Source organism: Archangium violaceum (genome assembly GCF_016887565.1).
Lineage (GTDB): Bacteria > Myxococcota > Myxococcia > Myxococcales > Myxococcaceae > Archangium > Archangium violaceum_B.
Window position 1 is genome coordinate 11,221,194 of the sequence record NZ_CP069396.1, and the last position, 15,232, is coordinate 11,236,425.

11 protein-coding genes are annotated in these 15,232 nt (G+C 69.7%); 7 read left to right on the forward strand and 4 right to left on the reverse strand.

The features are described from left to right. Positions 1 to 167 precede the first annotated feature (167 nt). A complete protein-coding gene (locus JRI60_RS44665; protein ID WP_204222164.1) occupies positions 168 to 656 on the forward strand; it encodes a (2Fe-2S)-binding protein in 489 nt (162 codons plus the stop codon). Next, entirely contained in the window at positions 653 to 2,818 is a 2,166-nt protein-coding gene (locus JRI60_RS44670) for a xanthine dehydrogenase family protein molybdopterin-binding subunit (protein WP_204222165.1), read from the forward strand. The genes JRI60_RS44665 and JRI60_RS44670 overlap by 4 nt, the downstream gene beginning before the upstream one ends. 26 nt (positions 2,819 to 2,844) lie before the next feature. Here JRI60_RS44670 and JRI60_RS44675 read toward each other — a convergent pair whose 3' ends face one another. Continuing rightward, on the reverse strand, positions 2,845 to 3,639 hold the full coding sequence (locus tag JRI60_RS44675) for a TIGR00730 family Rossman fold protein (RefSeq protein ID WP_204222167.1): 795 nt from the start codon (positions 3,637 to 3,639) through the stop codon (positions 2,845 to 2,847). 87 nt (positions 3,640 to 3,726) lie between these two features. Here JRI60_RS44675 and JRI60_RS44680 point away from each other — a divergent pair, with 87 nt between their 5' ends. Next, the gene (locus JRI60_RS44680) at positions 3,727 to 5,001 is read left to right on the forward strand and encodes a uracil-xanthine permease family protein (RefSeq protein ID WP_204222168.1); all 1,275 of its coding nucleotides are present in this window, start codon (positions 3,727 to 3,729) and stop codon (positions 4,999 to 5,001) included. A 102-nt stretch (positions 5,002 to 5,103) separates the two neighbouring features. After that, positions 5,104 to 7,296 (forward strand): glucan 1,4-alpha-glucosidase, encoded by a 2,193-nt coding sequence (locus JRI60_RS44685; RefSeq protein WP_204222169.1) that lies wholly within the window; start codon positions 5,104 to 5,106, stop codon positions 7,294 to 7,296. 69 nt (positions 7,297 to 7,365) lie between these two features. On the opposite strand, the gene JRI60_RS44690 is transcribed toward JRI60_RS44685, so the two are convergent. Together JRI60_RS44690 and JRI60_RS44695 are read right to left on the reverse strand one after the other, a co-directional pair. Beyond that, positions 7,366 to 9,378 (reverse strand): membrane dipeptidase, encoded by a 2,013-nt coding sequence (locus tag JRI60_RS44690; RefSeq protein ID WP_204222171.1) that lies wholly within the window; start codon positions 9,376 to 9,378, stop codon positions 7,366 to 7,368. 167 nt (positions 9,379 to 9,545) lie between these two features. After that, a complete protein-coding gene (locus tag JRI60_RS44695) occupies positions 9,546 to 11,192 on the reverse strand; it encodes an acyl-CoA synthetase (protein WP_204222173.1) in 1,647 nt (548 codons plus the stop codon). 198 nt (positions 11,193 to 11,390) lie between these two features. On the opposite strand from JRI60_RS44695, the gene JRI60_RS44700 reads away from it, so the two are divergent. Next, positions 11,391 to 11,900, forward strand: a complete 510-nt coding sequence (locus JRI60_RS44700) for a hypothetical protein (protein ID WP_204222174.1) — start codon at positions 11,391 to 11,393, stop codon at positions 11,898 to 11,900. A gap of 17 nt (positions 11,901 to 11,917) precedes the next feature. Then, positions 11,918 to 12,463, forward strand: a complete 546-nt coding sequence (locus JRI60_RS44705; protein ID WP_204222176.1) for a metal-dependent hydrolase — start codon at positions 11,918 to 11,920, stop codon at positions 12,461 to 12,463. A gap of 16 nt (positions 12,464 to 12,479) precedes the next feature. Here JRI60_RS44705 and JRI60_RS44710 read toward each other — a convergent pair whose 3' ends face one another. Continuing rightward, complete coding sequence (locus tag JRI60_RS44710) at positions 12,480 to 13,157, reverse strand: cobalamin B12-binding domain-containing protein (RefSeq protein ID WP_204222177.1); 678 nt, start codon at positions 13,155 to 13,157, stop codon at positions 12,480 to 12,482. Positions 13,158 to 13,360: 203 nt separating this feature from the next. Here JRI60_RS44710 and JRI60_RS44715 point away from each other — a divergent pair, with 203 nt between their 5' ends. Beyond that, positions 13,361 to 15,232, forward strand: a complete 1,872-nt coding sequence (locus JRI60_RS44715; protein WP_204222178.1) for a sensor histidine kinase — start codon at positions 13,361 to 13,363, stop codon at positions 15,230 to 15,232.

Here is a 15,232-nt window from a genome sequence, read left to right on the forward strand (position 1 = left end):
TGCAGGCTGGGCGGGCCGGCAGGAACCGGGGCACGCGGGCGGTTCTCCTCTCCCATTCCCCCCTCTGCGCTCGACACCAGGCGGGCCTGCCAGCACAACCCGCTCCTGGATATTTCGGGCAACCCTCCGCAGACTGCGGACCTCCGCTGGAAGGACGGGAAGCCCGCATGAAGCTCGACATCAACGGACAGGAACACGAGGTCTCCGACGAGAACCCCCACCGCGTACTGCTGTGGGTGCTCCGGGACGAGCTGGGCCTCGCGGGCACCCGCTTCAGCTGCGGAGCCGGCATCTGTGGCGCCTGCACGGTCCACGTGGACGGCGTCGTCACCCGCGCGTGCATCTCGCCCATCTCCCTGTTGGCCGGCAAGCGCATCCGCACCGTGGAGGGCCTGTCCCGCCCGGGTCCGGATGGCAAACCGCGGCTGCACCCCGTGCAACGGGCCTTCCTCCAGGTGCAGGCGCCCCAGTGCGGCTGGTGCATGAGCGGCCAGATGATGACCGCCGCCGCGCTCCTGGAGAAGAACCCGAGCCCCTCGCCCGAGCAGGTGGTGGAGGCCATGAGCCACAACTACTGCCGCTGTGGCACCTACCCCCGCATCAAGAAGGCCGTGCTCGCGGCGGCGAGCCAGCTGGCCGAGGAGACGGAGCCATGAGCGACTCGCTCCCGAAGAAGGGCTGGCGCCCGACGCGCCGGCAGTTCCTGCTCGGACTGGGCGTGGGCGGTGCCGGAGCCGTGGCCCTGGGTCTGCCCGCCCTGCGCCTGGGGGTCGCGCAGTGGTTCGACAAGGGCGACCTGCCCACCCCGAAAGGCAAGCTGGACCCTACCGTCTGGTTCGAGCTCTTCCCGGATGACCGCGTGCGCCTGCACCTGCCCAAGGTGGAGATGGGCCAGGGCGTCCACACCGCGCTGGCGCAGATCGCCGCCGAGGAGCTGGAGGTCCCCTGGGAGCAGCTGGAAGTGGTGCACGCCAGCACCTCCCATGGGCCGTTGGATTCGCAGGGCACCTCGGGCAGCCAGACCGTGGTCGGCCTGTTCACCCCGCTGCGCGAAGTGGCCGCCACCCTCCGGGAGATGCTGCGCGCCGAGGCCGCCCGCCAGTTGAACGTTCCCGCCGGGTCGCTCGTGGCGGCGGCCGGGACGTTCAGCGTGCGGGACCAACCCGAGCGCACGCTGCGCTACGGCGAGGTGGTGGCGAAGCACACGGGCACGTGGGAGGTGCCCGAGCAGGCGCCGGCCCTCAAGCCCGCGAAGGATTTCCAGCTCATCGGCCAGTCGATGCCGCGCGTGGACCTGGAGGCCAAGCTCACCGGCCAGCCGGTGTACGCGTATGACCAGCGGTTGCCCGGCATGCTGTACGGCGCCGTGGCCCGGCCGCCGAGACTCGGAAGCACGCTGCGGAGTGCCCGCGAGGGCCAGGCGCGCCAGCAGCCGGGCGTGGTGGCGGTGGTGGTGGAGGGCGACTTCGCCGGAGTGGCCGCCGAGTCCCGCGCGCAGGCCTACGCCGCCCTGGCCCACCTGGAGCTGGAGTGGAGCGAGGGCGAGTCCCTCCAGCAGGCGGACATCGAGGCGCTGACGACCGTGAAGGATGGCGAGGGCGTGCTCGTCCAGGACGAGGGCGATGCACCGGCGCACCTGGGGCGAGGCAGGCAGCTGAGCGCCGAGTACCGCACGCCCATCGCCGCGCACGCGCACCTGGAGCCGCAGGCCGCGCTGGTGGAGGTGAAACCGGAGGGGGTGCGGGTGTGGATGGCCACCCAGGTGCCCGGGAGCATCCGCAAGCAGGTGGCCAAGGCGCTGGACCGCGAGGAGGAGAGCGTCGAGCTCTTCCCCACCTACCTGGGAGGAGGCTTCGGACGGCGCCTGGACGCGCGGCCCGCCATCGAGGCCGCGAGGCTCTCGCGGGCCACGGGCCGGCCGGTGCACGTGGGGTGGAACCGCACCGAGGAGTTCCGCCAGGGATTCTTCCGCCCGCCCACGCACCACCAGCTGAAGGCCTCGCTGGACGAGTCCGGCCGGGTGCTGGCGTTCGAGCACCAGCAGGCCAGCGGAGACGTCATCTTCTCGCTGATACCGGAGGTCGCGGCGGCGGTGCTGGGAGCGGACCTCGGCGCCTGGCGGGGAGGCACCATCCGCTACGCCATGGCCCACCGCCAGGTGCGAGCCCAGCGCGTGAAGCTGCCCGTGCCCACGGGCACCTGGCGCGGCCTCGGCCTGCTGGCCAACACCTTCGCGCTGGAGAGCTTCATGGACGAGCTGGCCCACGCGGCCGGGGAGGATCCGCTGGCCTTCCGGTTGAAGCACCTGCCGGAGGACGAGCTGGGGCGCCGCTGGCGCCGGGTGCTGGAGTCGGCGGCCTCGCGTGCGGGCTGGGGAACGGCCGCGCCGGAGGGTCGCGCCCGGGGCCTCGCGTGCTCCATGGACACGAAGACCCTGGTGGCCCAGGTGGCCGAGGTCTCCGTGGAGGGCAACCGGGTGCGCGTGCACCGCTTCACGAGCGCCGTGGACTGCGGCCTGGTCATCAACCCGGACGGTGCCATGGCGCAGGTGGAGGGCGCGGTGATGATGGGGCTGAGCTCCACCCTGTCCGAGCGGATCACCGTGAAGCAGGGGCAGGTGGAGGCGGAGAACTTCCACGACTACCCGCTGCTGACGATGGCGGAAGCCCCGGACGTCGAGACGGTGCTGGTGGGAGACGGTGACACGCCGCATGGCATGGGCGAGCCGCCGCTCGGGCCGGTAGCGGCCGCCGTGGCCAATGCCGTCTTCACCCTCACCGGGAAGCGTCTGCGCAGCCTGCCCCTGCGGCTGGGGTAGGATTCAACCCGCGAACCTCGATACCCTCACCCCGTCCCTCTCCCAGAGGGAGAGGGGTGGGTGGTGGGTCTCGGGCGCAACAGGCCCGGCCGGTCCACGACGCCTTCACGGATGCACTCGATGGCTTCCTCCACCGAGTCCGTCACCACCAGCCGGTCCACGTCCGCCGCGTCGATGGTGCCCTCCGCCAACAGCTTCCCTCGCAGGAAGTCCAACAGCGGCTCCCAGTGTTCCCGGCCCATCAGCACCAGGGGAAAGCTCCGGATCTTCCCCGTCTGGATGAGCACCGCCGTCTCGAAGATCTCATTCATCGTCCCGAAGCCGCCCGGGAACGCCACGAATGCGTATGAGTATTTCACCAGCATCAGCTTGCGGATGAAGAAGTAGCGGAACTCGAGGAAGGTATCGAGGTACGCATTGGGCTTCTCCTCATGCGGCAGCTGGATGTTGCACCCCACCGAGCGCCCTCCCCCCTCGCGCGCCCCACGGTTGGCCGCCTCCATGATGCCCGGGCCTCCTCCCGTCATCACCGTGAAGCCCATCCGGGCGAGCTCCGTCCCCATCCGCCGAGCCAGTTCGTAATGGCGATGGTCCGGGCCGAAGCGCGCCGAGCCGAACACCGTCACGCACGGCCCCACGAAGTGCAGCGTCCGGAAACCCCTGAGGCACTCGGTGAAGATGCGCAGTGCCCGGCGCAGCTCCTCCCCGCGAGACCGGGGCCCCTCCAGGAAGATGCGCTCCTCGTGGGCTCGCGTTCCCTTCCCCCATCGGGCATCGGGGAAGGCTTCGGGCTCTGGCCTCTGGGAGTCGTCCGCTGGCACGAGGTCCGAGTGTAGTCCGTGCGACCGGCTCCCACCCGAACAAGAAGGCAGTACCCGGAAAGGTCACCGCTGGAGTAAGCGCGCACCATGTCGCCGCCCCTCCCGCTCCAGAAGAAGGTCGTGCTGGGCCTCCAGCACACCATCGCCATGTTCGGCGCCACCGTGCTGGTGCCGCTCCTCACCGGTCTCAACCCCAGCGTCGCCCTCTTCGGTGCCGGGCTCGCCACCCTTCTCTTCCACGTCCTCACCGGGCTCGGCGTGCCCATCTTCCTGGGCAGCAGCTTCGCCTTCATCGCCCCCATCATCGCCGTGCTCAAGGCCGAGGGCCCCGCCGCCGTGGGGGGAGGGCTCCTCGCCGCCGGCGCCATGTACCTCGTCTTCTCCGCCCTGGTGAAGGCCGTCGGCGTGCAACGCATCCAGCGGATCTTCCCGCCCATCGTCACCGGCCCCGTCATCATCGTCATCGGGCTCGGCCTGGCCAACGTCGCCGTCAACCAGGCCCAGAGTCACTGGGGGCTGGCGCTCGTCACGCTGCTGGCCGCCATCATCACCAGCGTCTTCGCCCGGGGTCTCTTCAAGATGATTCCCATCCTCATCGCCGTCATCGCCGGCTACGTGACGTCGCTGGTGCTCGGCGCGGTGGAGCCCGCGAAGCTCGATGCCATCCGGGAGGCCGCCTGGGTGGGCCTGCCTGCCTTCCACGCCCCGGCCTTCTCGTGGACAGCCATCTTCGTGCTCGCCCCGGTGGCCGTGGTCACCTTCATCGAGCACATCGGCGACGTCATCGTGAACGGCCGCGTGGTGGGGAAGAACTTCCTCGAGCGCCCCGGCCTGCCGCGCACCCTCTTCGCCGATGGCATCGCCAACATGGTCTCCGCCGCGCTCGGAGGGCCCGCCGCCACCACGTACGCGGAGAACACCGGCGTGCTCGCCGTCACCCGCGTCTACGACCCCGCCGTGCTGCGCATCGCCGCCGGCTTCGCCATGCTCTTCGGCCTCTCGCCCAAGCTGGCCGCCGTGTTCCAGAGCTTCCCGGCCGGCGTGCTCGGCGGCGTGAGCATCCTGCTCTTCGGGATGATCGCCTCCGTCGGCATCCGCACCCTCTCCGAAGCGAAGATCGACTTCGCCCACAGCCGCAACCTCATCGTGGTCAGCCTCATCCTCGTGCTCGGCCTGGGTGGCGCCAAGGTGCCGCTCACCTTTGGCGGGGTCCACATGGAGCTGCACGGCATGGCCCTGGCCGCGCTCGTGGGCATCCTGGCCAACGCGCTCCTGCCCGCCTCGCTCGACCGCGAGGAGCTGGATGCCCACCCCGCCGGGGAGTCTCCGCCCGCTTCGGACTCCACGCGCGACGTGAAGTAGGCATCCGTACCATTCAATGACTGACGGCCCTCCCAAAGGGCCCATTGCGCGTTCCCCTGCCCGTGTACTCCCTTGTCGGAGTCCACAGGCGAGGGAGCCCGTATGTCATTCATTACCGCAGCGGACAATCATCCGAGCGCCGGTCGAGCGATACTCCGGCCGCATGGCTGGCTGGCGCTCCTGACGAGTCTTCTATTGCTGTCCGGCTGCGCGGGGTCCCCCGCGCCCGGCCGCCCTGGCTCGCTCGCCACCTGGACTCCCGCGAACAAGGTGGGGTTTGGCACCGCGCACGAGGAAGCGAGTCGTGTCTGGTACACGCTCGGTGCCACCGGAGAGCTGACGGAGGTCTACTACCCCACGCTCGGCACCCCGAGCGTGAGGGACCTGCGCTTCGTGGTCTCCGACGGCCGCACCTTCGCCGAGTCGGAGCAGGACGCCACCGAGCACCGCGTCGAGCTGGTGGATCCGCGCAGCCTCACCTACCGCCAGGTGAACACGGCCCGCTCCGGCCGCTACCGTCTCACCAAGACGTACGTGACGGACCCGCGCGGGAACGTGCTGCTCATCGACGTGCGCTTCGAATCCCTCTCCGGGGAGCCCTATGCGCTCTACGTGGTGTATGACCCGTCGCTGTCCAACGATGGCATGGACGACTCGGGTACGAGCCATGATGACGTGCTGCTCGCGTCCGATGCGAAGGCCGCGAGTGCCCTGCTCGCCCGGCCCGGCTTCACGCGGACCTCCAACGGCTTCCTCGACGTGAGCGATGGCTGGACCGACCTCCGCGAGGACTACAAGCTGGACTGGAGCTTCGGCTCGGCATCCGAGGGCAACGTGGTGCAGACGGCCCGGGTGGCGGTGGATGGGCGCTCCCGCCAGCAGGTGACGCTCGCGCTCGGCTTCGGCCCCACGGCGCGCAAGGCCCACCAGACGGCACGCGACTCGCTGGCCACGGGCTTCCTGGAGATCTCCCAGCGCTACGCCGCCGGCTGGCACGCCTACCTGGACTCGCTGTCTCCCGCGCCGGCCAGCGCCCAGGAGTGGCGGACCACCTATGACGTGTCGGTGATGGTGATGGCGGCCTCCGAGGACAAGACGTACCGGGGCGCCTACATCGCCTCGCCCAGCATGCCGTGGGTGTGGGGCACCCGGAAGCTGGAGAACCCGTCCGGGCCCTACCACCTCGTGTGGTCGCGCGACCTGTATCAGATCGCCACCGCGCTGCTGGCGGCCGGAGACCGTGCGGGAGCGGAGCGCTCGCTGGACCACCTCTTCCAGGTGCAGCAGAAGCCGGACGGCTCCTTCCCGCAGAACGCCGAGGTGGATGGAACCCCGCGCTGGACCAGCCTCCAGCTCGACGAGGTCGCCCTCCCCATCGTCCTGGCCTGGCAGCTGGGCCGGGCCGATGCACAGACGTACACCGAGCACATCCGCAAGGCGGCGGACTTCCTGGTGGCCCATGGCCCCATCACGCCGCAGGAGCGCTGGGAGAACCAGGGAGGCTATTCACCCGGGACGATCGCCGCGGAGGTGGCGGGGCTCATCTGCGCCGCGGACCTCGCGCGCCGCAACGGAGACACCGCCTCCGCCGAGCGCTACGAGGCGACCGCGGACGCGTGGCAGCGCCAGGTGGAGGGCTGGACGGTGACGACCAACGGGCCGCTGGCGCCGCACCCGTACTACCTGCGGCTGACGAAGGACGGGAACCCCAACGCCGGGACGACCTACAGCGTGGGAGACGGAGGCCCGTCCGCCGCCGACCAACGCCGGGTGGTGGACCCGAGCTTCCTCGAGCTGGTGCGGCTGGGCGTGAAGCCGGCGGATGACCCGGCCATCGTGCGAACGCTGCCCGTGGTGGACGCGCAGCTGCGGGTGGAGACGCCCAACGGCCCCTTCTGGCGCCGGTACGACTTCGACGGGTATGGCGAGACACGCGAGGGCGCCCCCTGGGACATCAGCGAGCCCGACACCGGGCTGACACTCGGGAGGGCCTGGCCCATCTTCGCGGGCGAGCGGGGCGAGTACGCGCTCCTGGTGGGACAGCCCGCGGACGGCTTCCTCGCCGCGATGGCCCGCTCGGGCAACGACGGGTACATGCTGCCCGAGCAGGTATGGGATGGGCGTCCTCCGTCCGGACAGCCCGGCTTCGTTCCCGGCGAGGGGACGTTCTCCGCCACCCCCCTCGTCTGGTCTCATGCCCAGTTCGTGCGCCTGGCCTGGTCCATCCAGGTCGGCTACCCGGTGGAACAGCCCTCGGTGGTGGCCTGCCGCTACGCCCGCGTCTGCCGTAAATAAAGACACGGGGGAGGTCCCCGGCACGGTGCCAGGAACCTCCCCCGCGCGACGACTCAGGGACTCAGGGGCTCAGCCGCAGGTGAAGGTCCAGCGGCAGTTGTTCGAGAGGCACTCGCGGTTCTCCGCGCAGAGGGCGCCCTTGGCCTTCTTGTTCTGGCAGATGCCGGTGTTGAGACCCCAGCCGCAGTACTGGCTGGTGCCGCAGTCGTTGTCACCGTCGCAGATGCAGGTGCCGGTGATGTTGCCGCAGTCCAGCGAGGTGCACTTGGCGCTGACGCACTCCTCGTTGAAGCGGCACGTCTCGCCGAGCACCTTGGAGTTGGGCGAGTAGGCCTTGCCGCACACCTGGGGGTACTGCGCCTCGCGGGTGGCCTTCTCCACGTAGGGCGCCACGCCGCTGGTGTCGATGTCCGTGGCCGCGTCCGCCATGCCCGTGCGCGTGGACTGCGCGCGCTCCCACATGCGGATGAAGGTCTCCGCCGAGTTCTCCAGGCCCGTGGTGTTGACGCCCAGCTGCTTGAGGTCACGCACCACGTCCGGCAGCAGGCCCACGTGCGCCAGGCCGTACACGTCGAAGTCCGTGCCCAGGCGCGGCGGCCCGGAGAGGCGCTGCTGGTTGGCCTGCGCGTCCGCCTCCGCCTTGAAGCCCGCCGAGCACGCCCCGTACGAGCCGAAGCGCGGCCGCGTCTGCTGGATGAAGCCGTTGAGGTCCGCGCCGAAGGCCATGGGCACCTTCAGGCCCTGGCGGCCGAACTCGTACGCCTGGGCCAGCGAGCGCGTCGAGCCCTGGCAGGAGTTGGCCACGGTGGTGCGCGTGTACGCCCGCGTCTCGTCATGCGCCGTGCGCAGACCGAACATGCCGCCCGTCTGCCGCAGCTCCTTCACCACCCACGCCGGCGTCGTCTTCTCGTTCTCCGCCAGCTTCGGGTTCATCACCTCGCGGAAGTGGCCGTGGGAGATGTAGAGCGGGTAGTAGTTGTTGGCCTGGGACACGGAGAAGGTGTCCTGCACGCTGCGCTCGGACATGTGCGCCACGTCGATGAGCATGCCCTTGGCCATCATCTCCTGCACCAGGGCCCGGCCATCGGTCGTGAGACCCTTGACGTTGCGGCAGTTGGCGTCCACGTCGAAGCCCAGCGTGAAGCCGGGTCCGGTCACGCCGCAGTCGGTGTCGATGTGGCAGTTCTCCAGGAACTGCGCGGCCTGGAAGATGGCGTTGTGCAGCGCCGCGCCACCAAAGCGGTTGTCCAGCTGGTGCACCGGCTGGATGGAGCGCACGCCCAGCGAGTGGAAGCGGTTGAGCTCCGTGCGCCAGTCCTTGGTGCCGAACAGCTTGCTCGTCTCGATGGAGAGCACCATGGCCAGCTTGCCGGCGCCGATGATCTGCCGGGCATGCGCGGGCGACAGGGCGATCTCCGCCCAGTCCGTGCGCGCATCGAAGTCACGCGCCATCTGCAGCTGCACCTCGATGTCCGCCATCTCGTCGCAGGGGCGGCTGATGTTCTGGTAGGGCAGCGCGCTGCACAGGAAGCCGTTGCTCACCAGCGACACCGTCACCAGCGACAGGCCACCGTCCTTCGCCTGCTTCAGCCAGCCTTCCCAGGCCTGCTGGTGGGCGATGGTGTCCCAGCGCGGCCACTGGGTGGGCACCTGCTTGCGTCCCAGGTGCAGGCCCGTGTCGCCCTCGGTACCTTCGATCTTCCCGATGAACTCCGAGCCCACCGCCCCGCCAATTCCAAACAGCTGCGACAGCACCGGCACGGAGGACAGATCCACCCCCCCCGCGTTGGGGCACAGGTTGAGCATGTTGCTCAGGTCCATGCGCACGCGGGCGTGATCGCTCTCCGGCTCGCCGCCGTCACAGCTCACCAGCGTGCCGGTGTGGCCGCCGTGGAACCAGCCACCGCTAAACGCCTCCTCGGCGAACATGTGGTGGTGCAGCTCGGCGAAGCCCGTCACCGCCAGGGGCTGCTCGACGGCGGCGGCCTCGGGAGCGGGGGCTGGCGCCTCCTCCTCCGTCACCGGGTTACACGCCTGGGACAACAGGACAGCGGACAACAAGGCCAACGGGCGTCTGGACATCGCTGCTTCTCCTCGCACGGGGAGTGGAAAATTACACTTTCCATATCCCTCGGCTCGGACGAGGAAATCAAGCAAGCCCAGGAAAAATAGGGAGCAATTCGGAAAACACGGCCCCCTTTTCTCACGAGGTGAGAAAGCATGGGGGGCGCGGTCCTCCCGCCGGGGGTTCAGTCCTTCTTCTGCTGCGCCAGGGCCCGCAGGTCCGTGCGGCGGATCTTCCCGCTCACCGTCTTGGGCAGCTCCGTGACGAACTCGATTTCGCGCGGGTACTTGTAGGGGGCCGTCGTCCTCTTCACGTACTCCTGCAGCTCCTCGGCGAGCTGCGTGGAGCCCGTGAAGCCCGGCGCCAGCACCACGTACGCCTTGATGCGCTGGCCGATCCGCTCGTCGGGCACGCCCACCACGGCCGACTCGGCCACCGCCGCGTGCTCCAGCAGCGCCGACTCCACCTCGAAGGGCCCCACCCGGTAGCCCGACGTCTTGATGACGTCATCGCTGCGCCCCACGAACCAGAAGTACCCCTCCGCGTCCTTCACCGCCCGGTCGCCCGTCACGTACCAGTCGCCCCGGAAGGCCACCCGGTTGGCCGAGTCGTCGTTGAGGTAGCCCCGGAACAGCCCCACCGGCCACTCCGGCTTCACCTTCACCGCGATGTCGCCCTCCTGCCCCACCGGCACCTCCTTCCCCTCCCCGTCGATGATCGCCACCTCGAAGCCCGGGGACGGCTTGCCCATGGAGCCCGCCTTCGGCTCCAGCGCCGGGAACATCCCCACGATGACCACCGACTCCGTCTGTCCGTAGCCCTCGCGGATGTACAGCCCCGTGGCCTGCTTCCACGTGTCGATGACCTCGGGGTTGAGCGGCTCGCCCGCGCTCAGCGCGTGCCGCACCGAGGACAGGTCGTACTGCGACAGGTCCTGCAACACGATGGCCCGCCACGCCGTGGGCGGCGCGCAGAACGTCGTCACCTTCTGCCGCTCGAGCACCCGGAGCACCCGCGCCGCGTCGAAGCGGCCCCGGAAGTCGTACACCACGTTGCACGCGCCCTGGCTCCATGGGCCGAACAGCTTGCCCCACGCGCACTTGGCCCAGCCCGTGTCCGACAGCGTCAGGTGCCGGTCCTCCGGCGTCAGGTCCAGCCAGTAGCGGCCGGTGATCTGGTGCCCCAGGCCGTAGCTGGCCTGCGTGTGCTGCACCATCTTCGGCATGCCCGTGGTGCCCGAGGTGAAGTAGATGAGCATCGGGTCATCCGCCCGGGTGCGCTCGAACTGTGCGCCATGCGAGCCGGTGCCCGCGCCACCGGGCTCGTAGCGCACCCAGGGTGCGGGCGCCTGGCCCACGGCCACCCACGTCTCCACCCGGCCCGTGCCCACCAGGCCCTCGAACCTGTCCAGGCAGCTCGTGTCCGCGATGACGCCGTTGGCGTCGGCCGCCAGCAACCGGTAGCGGATGTCCTTGACGGTGAGCATCGGCGTGCCCGGCATGAAGACGATGCCAGCGCGAATGCACCCCAGGACGAGGAACCACCACTCCGGAATCCTCGGCATCATCACGAAGACACGGTCGCCCTTGTGCAGACCCTGGCTGGTGAGGAACTGCGCCGCGTGCAGCGAGCGCTGCTTCACGTCCTTCCACGTGAAGACGCGGGCCTGCCCCGCCTCGTCGCTCCACTGCAGCGCGGGGGCATCGGGGCGCTCGGAGGCCCAGCGGTCGATGACGTCCGTGGCGAAGTTGAAATACTCGGGGCGCTCCCACTGGAAGTCGCGGTGGGTTGCCTCGTAGTCAGTCATGTTGCGCGGTGTGGGTGTGGACATGATGACTGGCTCCTGTCGGGGGAGGAGGGTGAGCTTGGCACGGTTGGAGCGGCAAGGAGTGGGCGGCCCCTGGAAAAACGCCGGGTTTTGGCGCCAGAATGCAAGCGGTTGACGGCCTGAGGGAAGCGGCGAGGGTCCGGAGTAGGGCAATCACCGATGGTCGGAACCACGACATCCCATCATCACAGGGGGGACCTGATGAACACGATAGCTCTGTCCGCCGAGGCCCAGCGCCGCCCGTTCGGCCTCTACGCGCGGGTGCTGGCCACCCAGATTCTCTACGTCGCGCCGCTGCTGTGGCTCCTGGAGCTGAGCCAGAACCAGGCCTGGAAGGCGGTGAACGGGACGTATGGCTGGGTGTACCCGGCCTCGCCCTATGGCTGGTTCTCCTTCGGCAGCATGGTGCTCTGGGCGGGCTCCGTCTTCCTGATGTGGACGCTGCACTACTACTGGTTCCACCCGAAGGGGATGAAGCTCTGGCCGCGCGTGGCCATCGCCACGGGCGTGTGCTGGGTGGGCGAGTGGGTGGGAGGCTTCCTCGCGGTGCAGCTCACCGGGCAGCCCCTCCACGTGTGGCCGGGCTCGTCGATGGTGTACGTGAGCTTCCCCGCCATGTTCTTCTGGGTGAGCAACGTCATCATCTACCACCTGCTCACCGCGTACGTGATCGACCTGACGCCCAACTACGACGCGCCCGCGGACACCTGAGCACCGAGCCCCCGCGCATGAACCCCATCGTCCACGCCGAGCTGTCCTGGTTGATGACACAGCGCCTGGAGGCGCGGCGGGACCGTGTGCTCGTCGTCTGCGCGGGGCTGGCGCCGGACCTGGATGGGCTGAGCCTGCTGGGTGGGGTGGAGATGTACTCGACCTACCACCACCTCCTCTTCCACGGGTACGTGGGCGCGCTGTTGACGGCGCTGGTGTGCGCGATGCTGGCCCGGCAGCGGCTCCGGGTGGCGGCGCTGGCGCTGCTGGCCTTCCATCTCCACCTGCTGTGCGATCTCGCCGGCAGCGGCCCGGGCTGGCCCATCTGGTACTTCTGGCCCACCAGCCGGACGGAGTGGTTCTGGGAGGGGCAGTGGGACCTGGCCTCCTGGCAGAACAGCCTCATCGGGATGACGGTCACCACGCTGTGCCTCGCGTGCGCGCTGCGCTACCGCCGCACGGTGGTGGAGGTGTTCTCCACGCGCTGGGACGCCGAGGTGGTCCGCGCGCTGCGAGCCCGGTTCCTCGGCGAGGGCAGAGGAGAGGGTAGACCCTCGGCCTGAGCCTCCCGCGCCTCGCTCAATGCAGGCGCTGCTCCACCGCGCGCAGCACGGCGGACTCCAACTCGGCCGGAGTCGGGCCTGAGCTCCCCACGCCCAGCTCGGCCACCAGTCCGGGAATCTCGTCGACGGCGGGTCCGCCCACGAGGATGGGCAGGCCAGGACCCAGTCGCTCGCGGACCTCCGCGACGGCCCGGCGAAGGGCCGAGATGTTGAAGACCATCGTCACCGAGAGGGCCAGCACGTCTGGTGGCTCCTGCTCGAGGATCGACAGCAGGCTGTCGGTGGGCAGGTTGGCTCCGAGGTACAGTACGGTGAAACCGGCCAGCTCCAGGAAATCGGACAACAGGCGGGCGGCCATCTCGTGCAGCTCCCCCTCGACGCAGGCGACCGCCACGCTCACGCCCCGGGACGGCGCGGGTTGGGCGCGCGAGAAGAGGTGGGCGAGCGCCACCTGGGAGATGGCGGTGGCCCGGTGCTCCTGGGCGATGCCGATGTATTTGCCCTGCCAGAGCTGACCCAGCTCTCGCTGGGCCGCCTGGATGACGTGGCACTGCAGGTCGGTGATGGAGGCCCCTCGCGCCAGCGCCTCGTCGAGGAGGCGCAGGGACCCCCGCAGGTTCCCCGCCAGCTGGACCGCGCTGTAGGACGCGAGCAGACGAGGGAGGTCGATTTCGGGTGGCTGTCTTCGCTCCATGGTTCCCCCCGGCGCACGCGCCTCTCCTGAGCAAGCATAGCCAGCGCGCTCGTCTTCACGGGGATGGGGGACACCCTGGCGTTGCCCCGCCTGCCTCCGTCTCTCGCGCGCTCCGGGATTGGAAGGGCCTCGCCCCCGCGCCATGTTGAAGGAGGCCATGGCCTTCCTGGCCAGGGCTTCTCACGGGGGGAAATGGAAAGGACATGCACCAGCGCCTCTCCGGGACCACGGGTAGGGTGAAGCTCTCGGGACTGCTGGCCCTGGGAGCCCTCACCCTGGTGCAGGCCCTGTCGACGTGGGAGCACCCGGTGGGCTGGACCCTTCCGGGCGCGGTGCTGGTGGTGCTGGCACTGACCCTGGGCGTCCAGCTCTGGTTCGAGCAGCGGGAGGCCTCGGAATGGAGCCGCGCGCGACTCGAGTTCGCCGTGCAGGCACTCCGCGTCTCGGAAGCCCGGCTCTCGTGCGTCATCTCCATCGCCGGAGACGCCATCCTCTGCCTGGACGAGGCGGAGCGCATCATCCTCTTCAATCAGGCCGCCGAGCGGATGTTCGGCTACTCCAGCGACGAGGTGCTCGAACAACCCCTGGACCTCCTCTTCCCCGAGTCCCTTTGCCCCGACCAGGTGCGGCGCATGCGGGCCTTCATGGCCTCGCCGGACGAGACGCAACGGCTGGAAGAGCATGGCCCGGGGCTCGTGGGCCTGAGGAAGGGGGGCGACACGTTCCCCGCGGAGGTCACCCTCTCCAAGCGGGAAGTCTCTGGCTCCCGGCTCCTCACGCTCGTCCTGCACGACGTCACCGAGAGGGAGAGGCACGAGCGGAAGGCACGCTTCCTCACCGAGGTGGGCAACCTCCTCGCGTCGACGCTGGACTACGAGCAGACGCTCACGAACGTCGCGCGGCTGGCGGTGCGCTCCCTGGCGGACTGCTGCTTCCTCGCCCTGAAGGAGGAGGAGGACTGGCAGGAGCGGCGGTTGAAGGTCATGCACGGAGCGCCGGACAAGGCCCACCTCGCCGAGGCCCTGGAGCGGGCGATGCTGGAGCTGCGCGGCCCGCCCTTCATCACGTCCGTGATGGAGGCGCGGCGGCCCTGGGTGATGTCGACGGTGTCCTTCGGGAAACTCGAGTCCATCGCCCGGAGCAAGGAGCACCTCCGGCTCCTGCGGGAGTTGGAGCCACGGTCGCTCATGGGCCTGCCGCTCCTGGTCCATGGAAGCTTCCTGGGAACGCTCATCCTCGTCTCCGCCGCGCCCCGGCGCCTGTATGGAGAGGAGGACCTGCGGCTGGGAGAGGAGTTGGCCTACCGGGCCGCGCTCGCGCTCCAGAGCGCCCGGCTCTACCGGGCCGCGCGCGAGGCCTCCCAGGCGCGTGACGACATCCTGGCCGTGGTGGCGCATGACCTGCGCAATCCGCTGAACACCATCTCCATCAGTGCCCAGGCCCTCTTGCGGCAGCAGACCCTCGCCGGCGATGCGCGACTCCAGGCGCCCCTGCGCACCATCCGCGGCTCCGTGGACCGCATGAACCGGTTGATCCAGGACCTGCTCAACGTCAGCCGCATGGAGGCCGGCAGGATGTCCGTCGAGACCTATCCGGAGCCGGCGGAGACCATCCTCCAGGAGGCCCTCGAGGCGGCGCTCCCGTTGGCCTCGCAGGTCCAACTGCGCACCGAGGTGCCCGAGACGCTGCCCTGGGTGCGCGCGGACCGGGAGCGGCTCCTCCAGGTCTTCTCCAACCTGCTCGGCAACGCCCTGAAGTTCACCCCCCCGGGAGGACGGGTGACGATCGGCGCCAGGAGCGAGGGGTCGGTGGTGCGCTTCTGGGTGAGCGATACAGGCCCGGGGATTCCTCCCGAGGCCCTCGAGCACCTCTTCGACCGCTTCTGGCAGGTGCGGCACGGAGACCGCCGCGGGGCCGGGCTCGGGCTGTCCATCGCCAAGGGGCTCGTCGAGGCCCACGGAGGCCGCATCTGGGTGGAGAGCGAGCCCGGCCGGGGAAGCACCTTCTGCTTCGTCGTGCCCGTGGCGCACGAAGCCCCCGCCCTCGCGCCCTCCGAGCAGGGACAGCACGCCTGA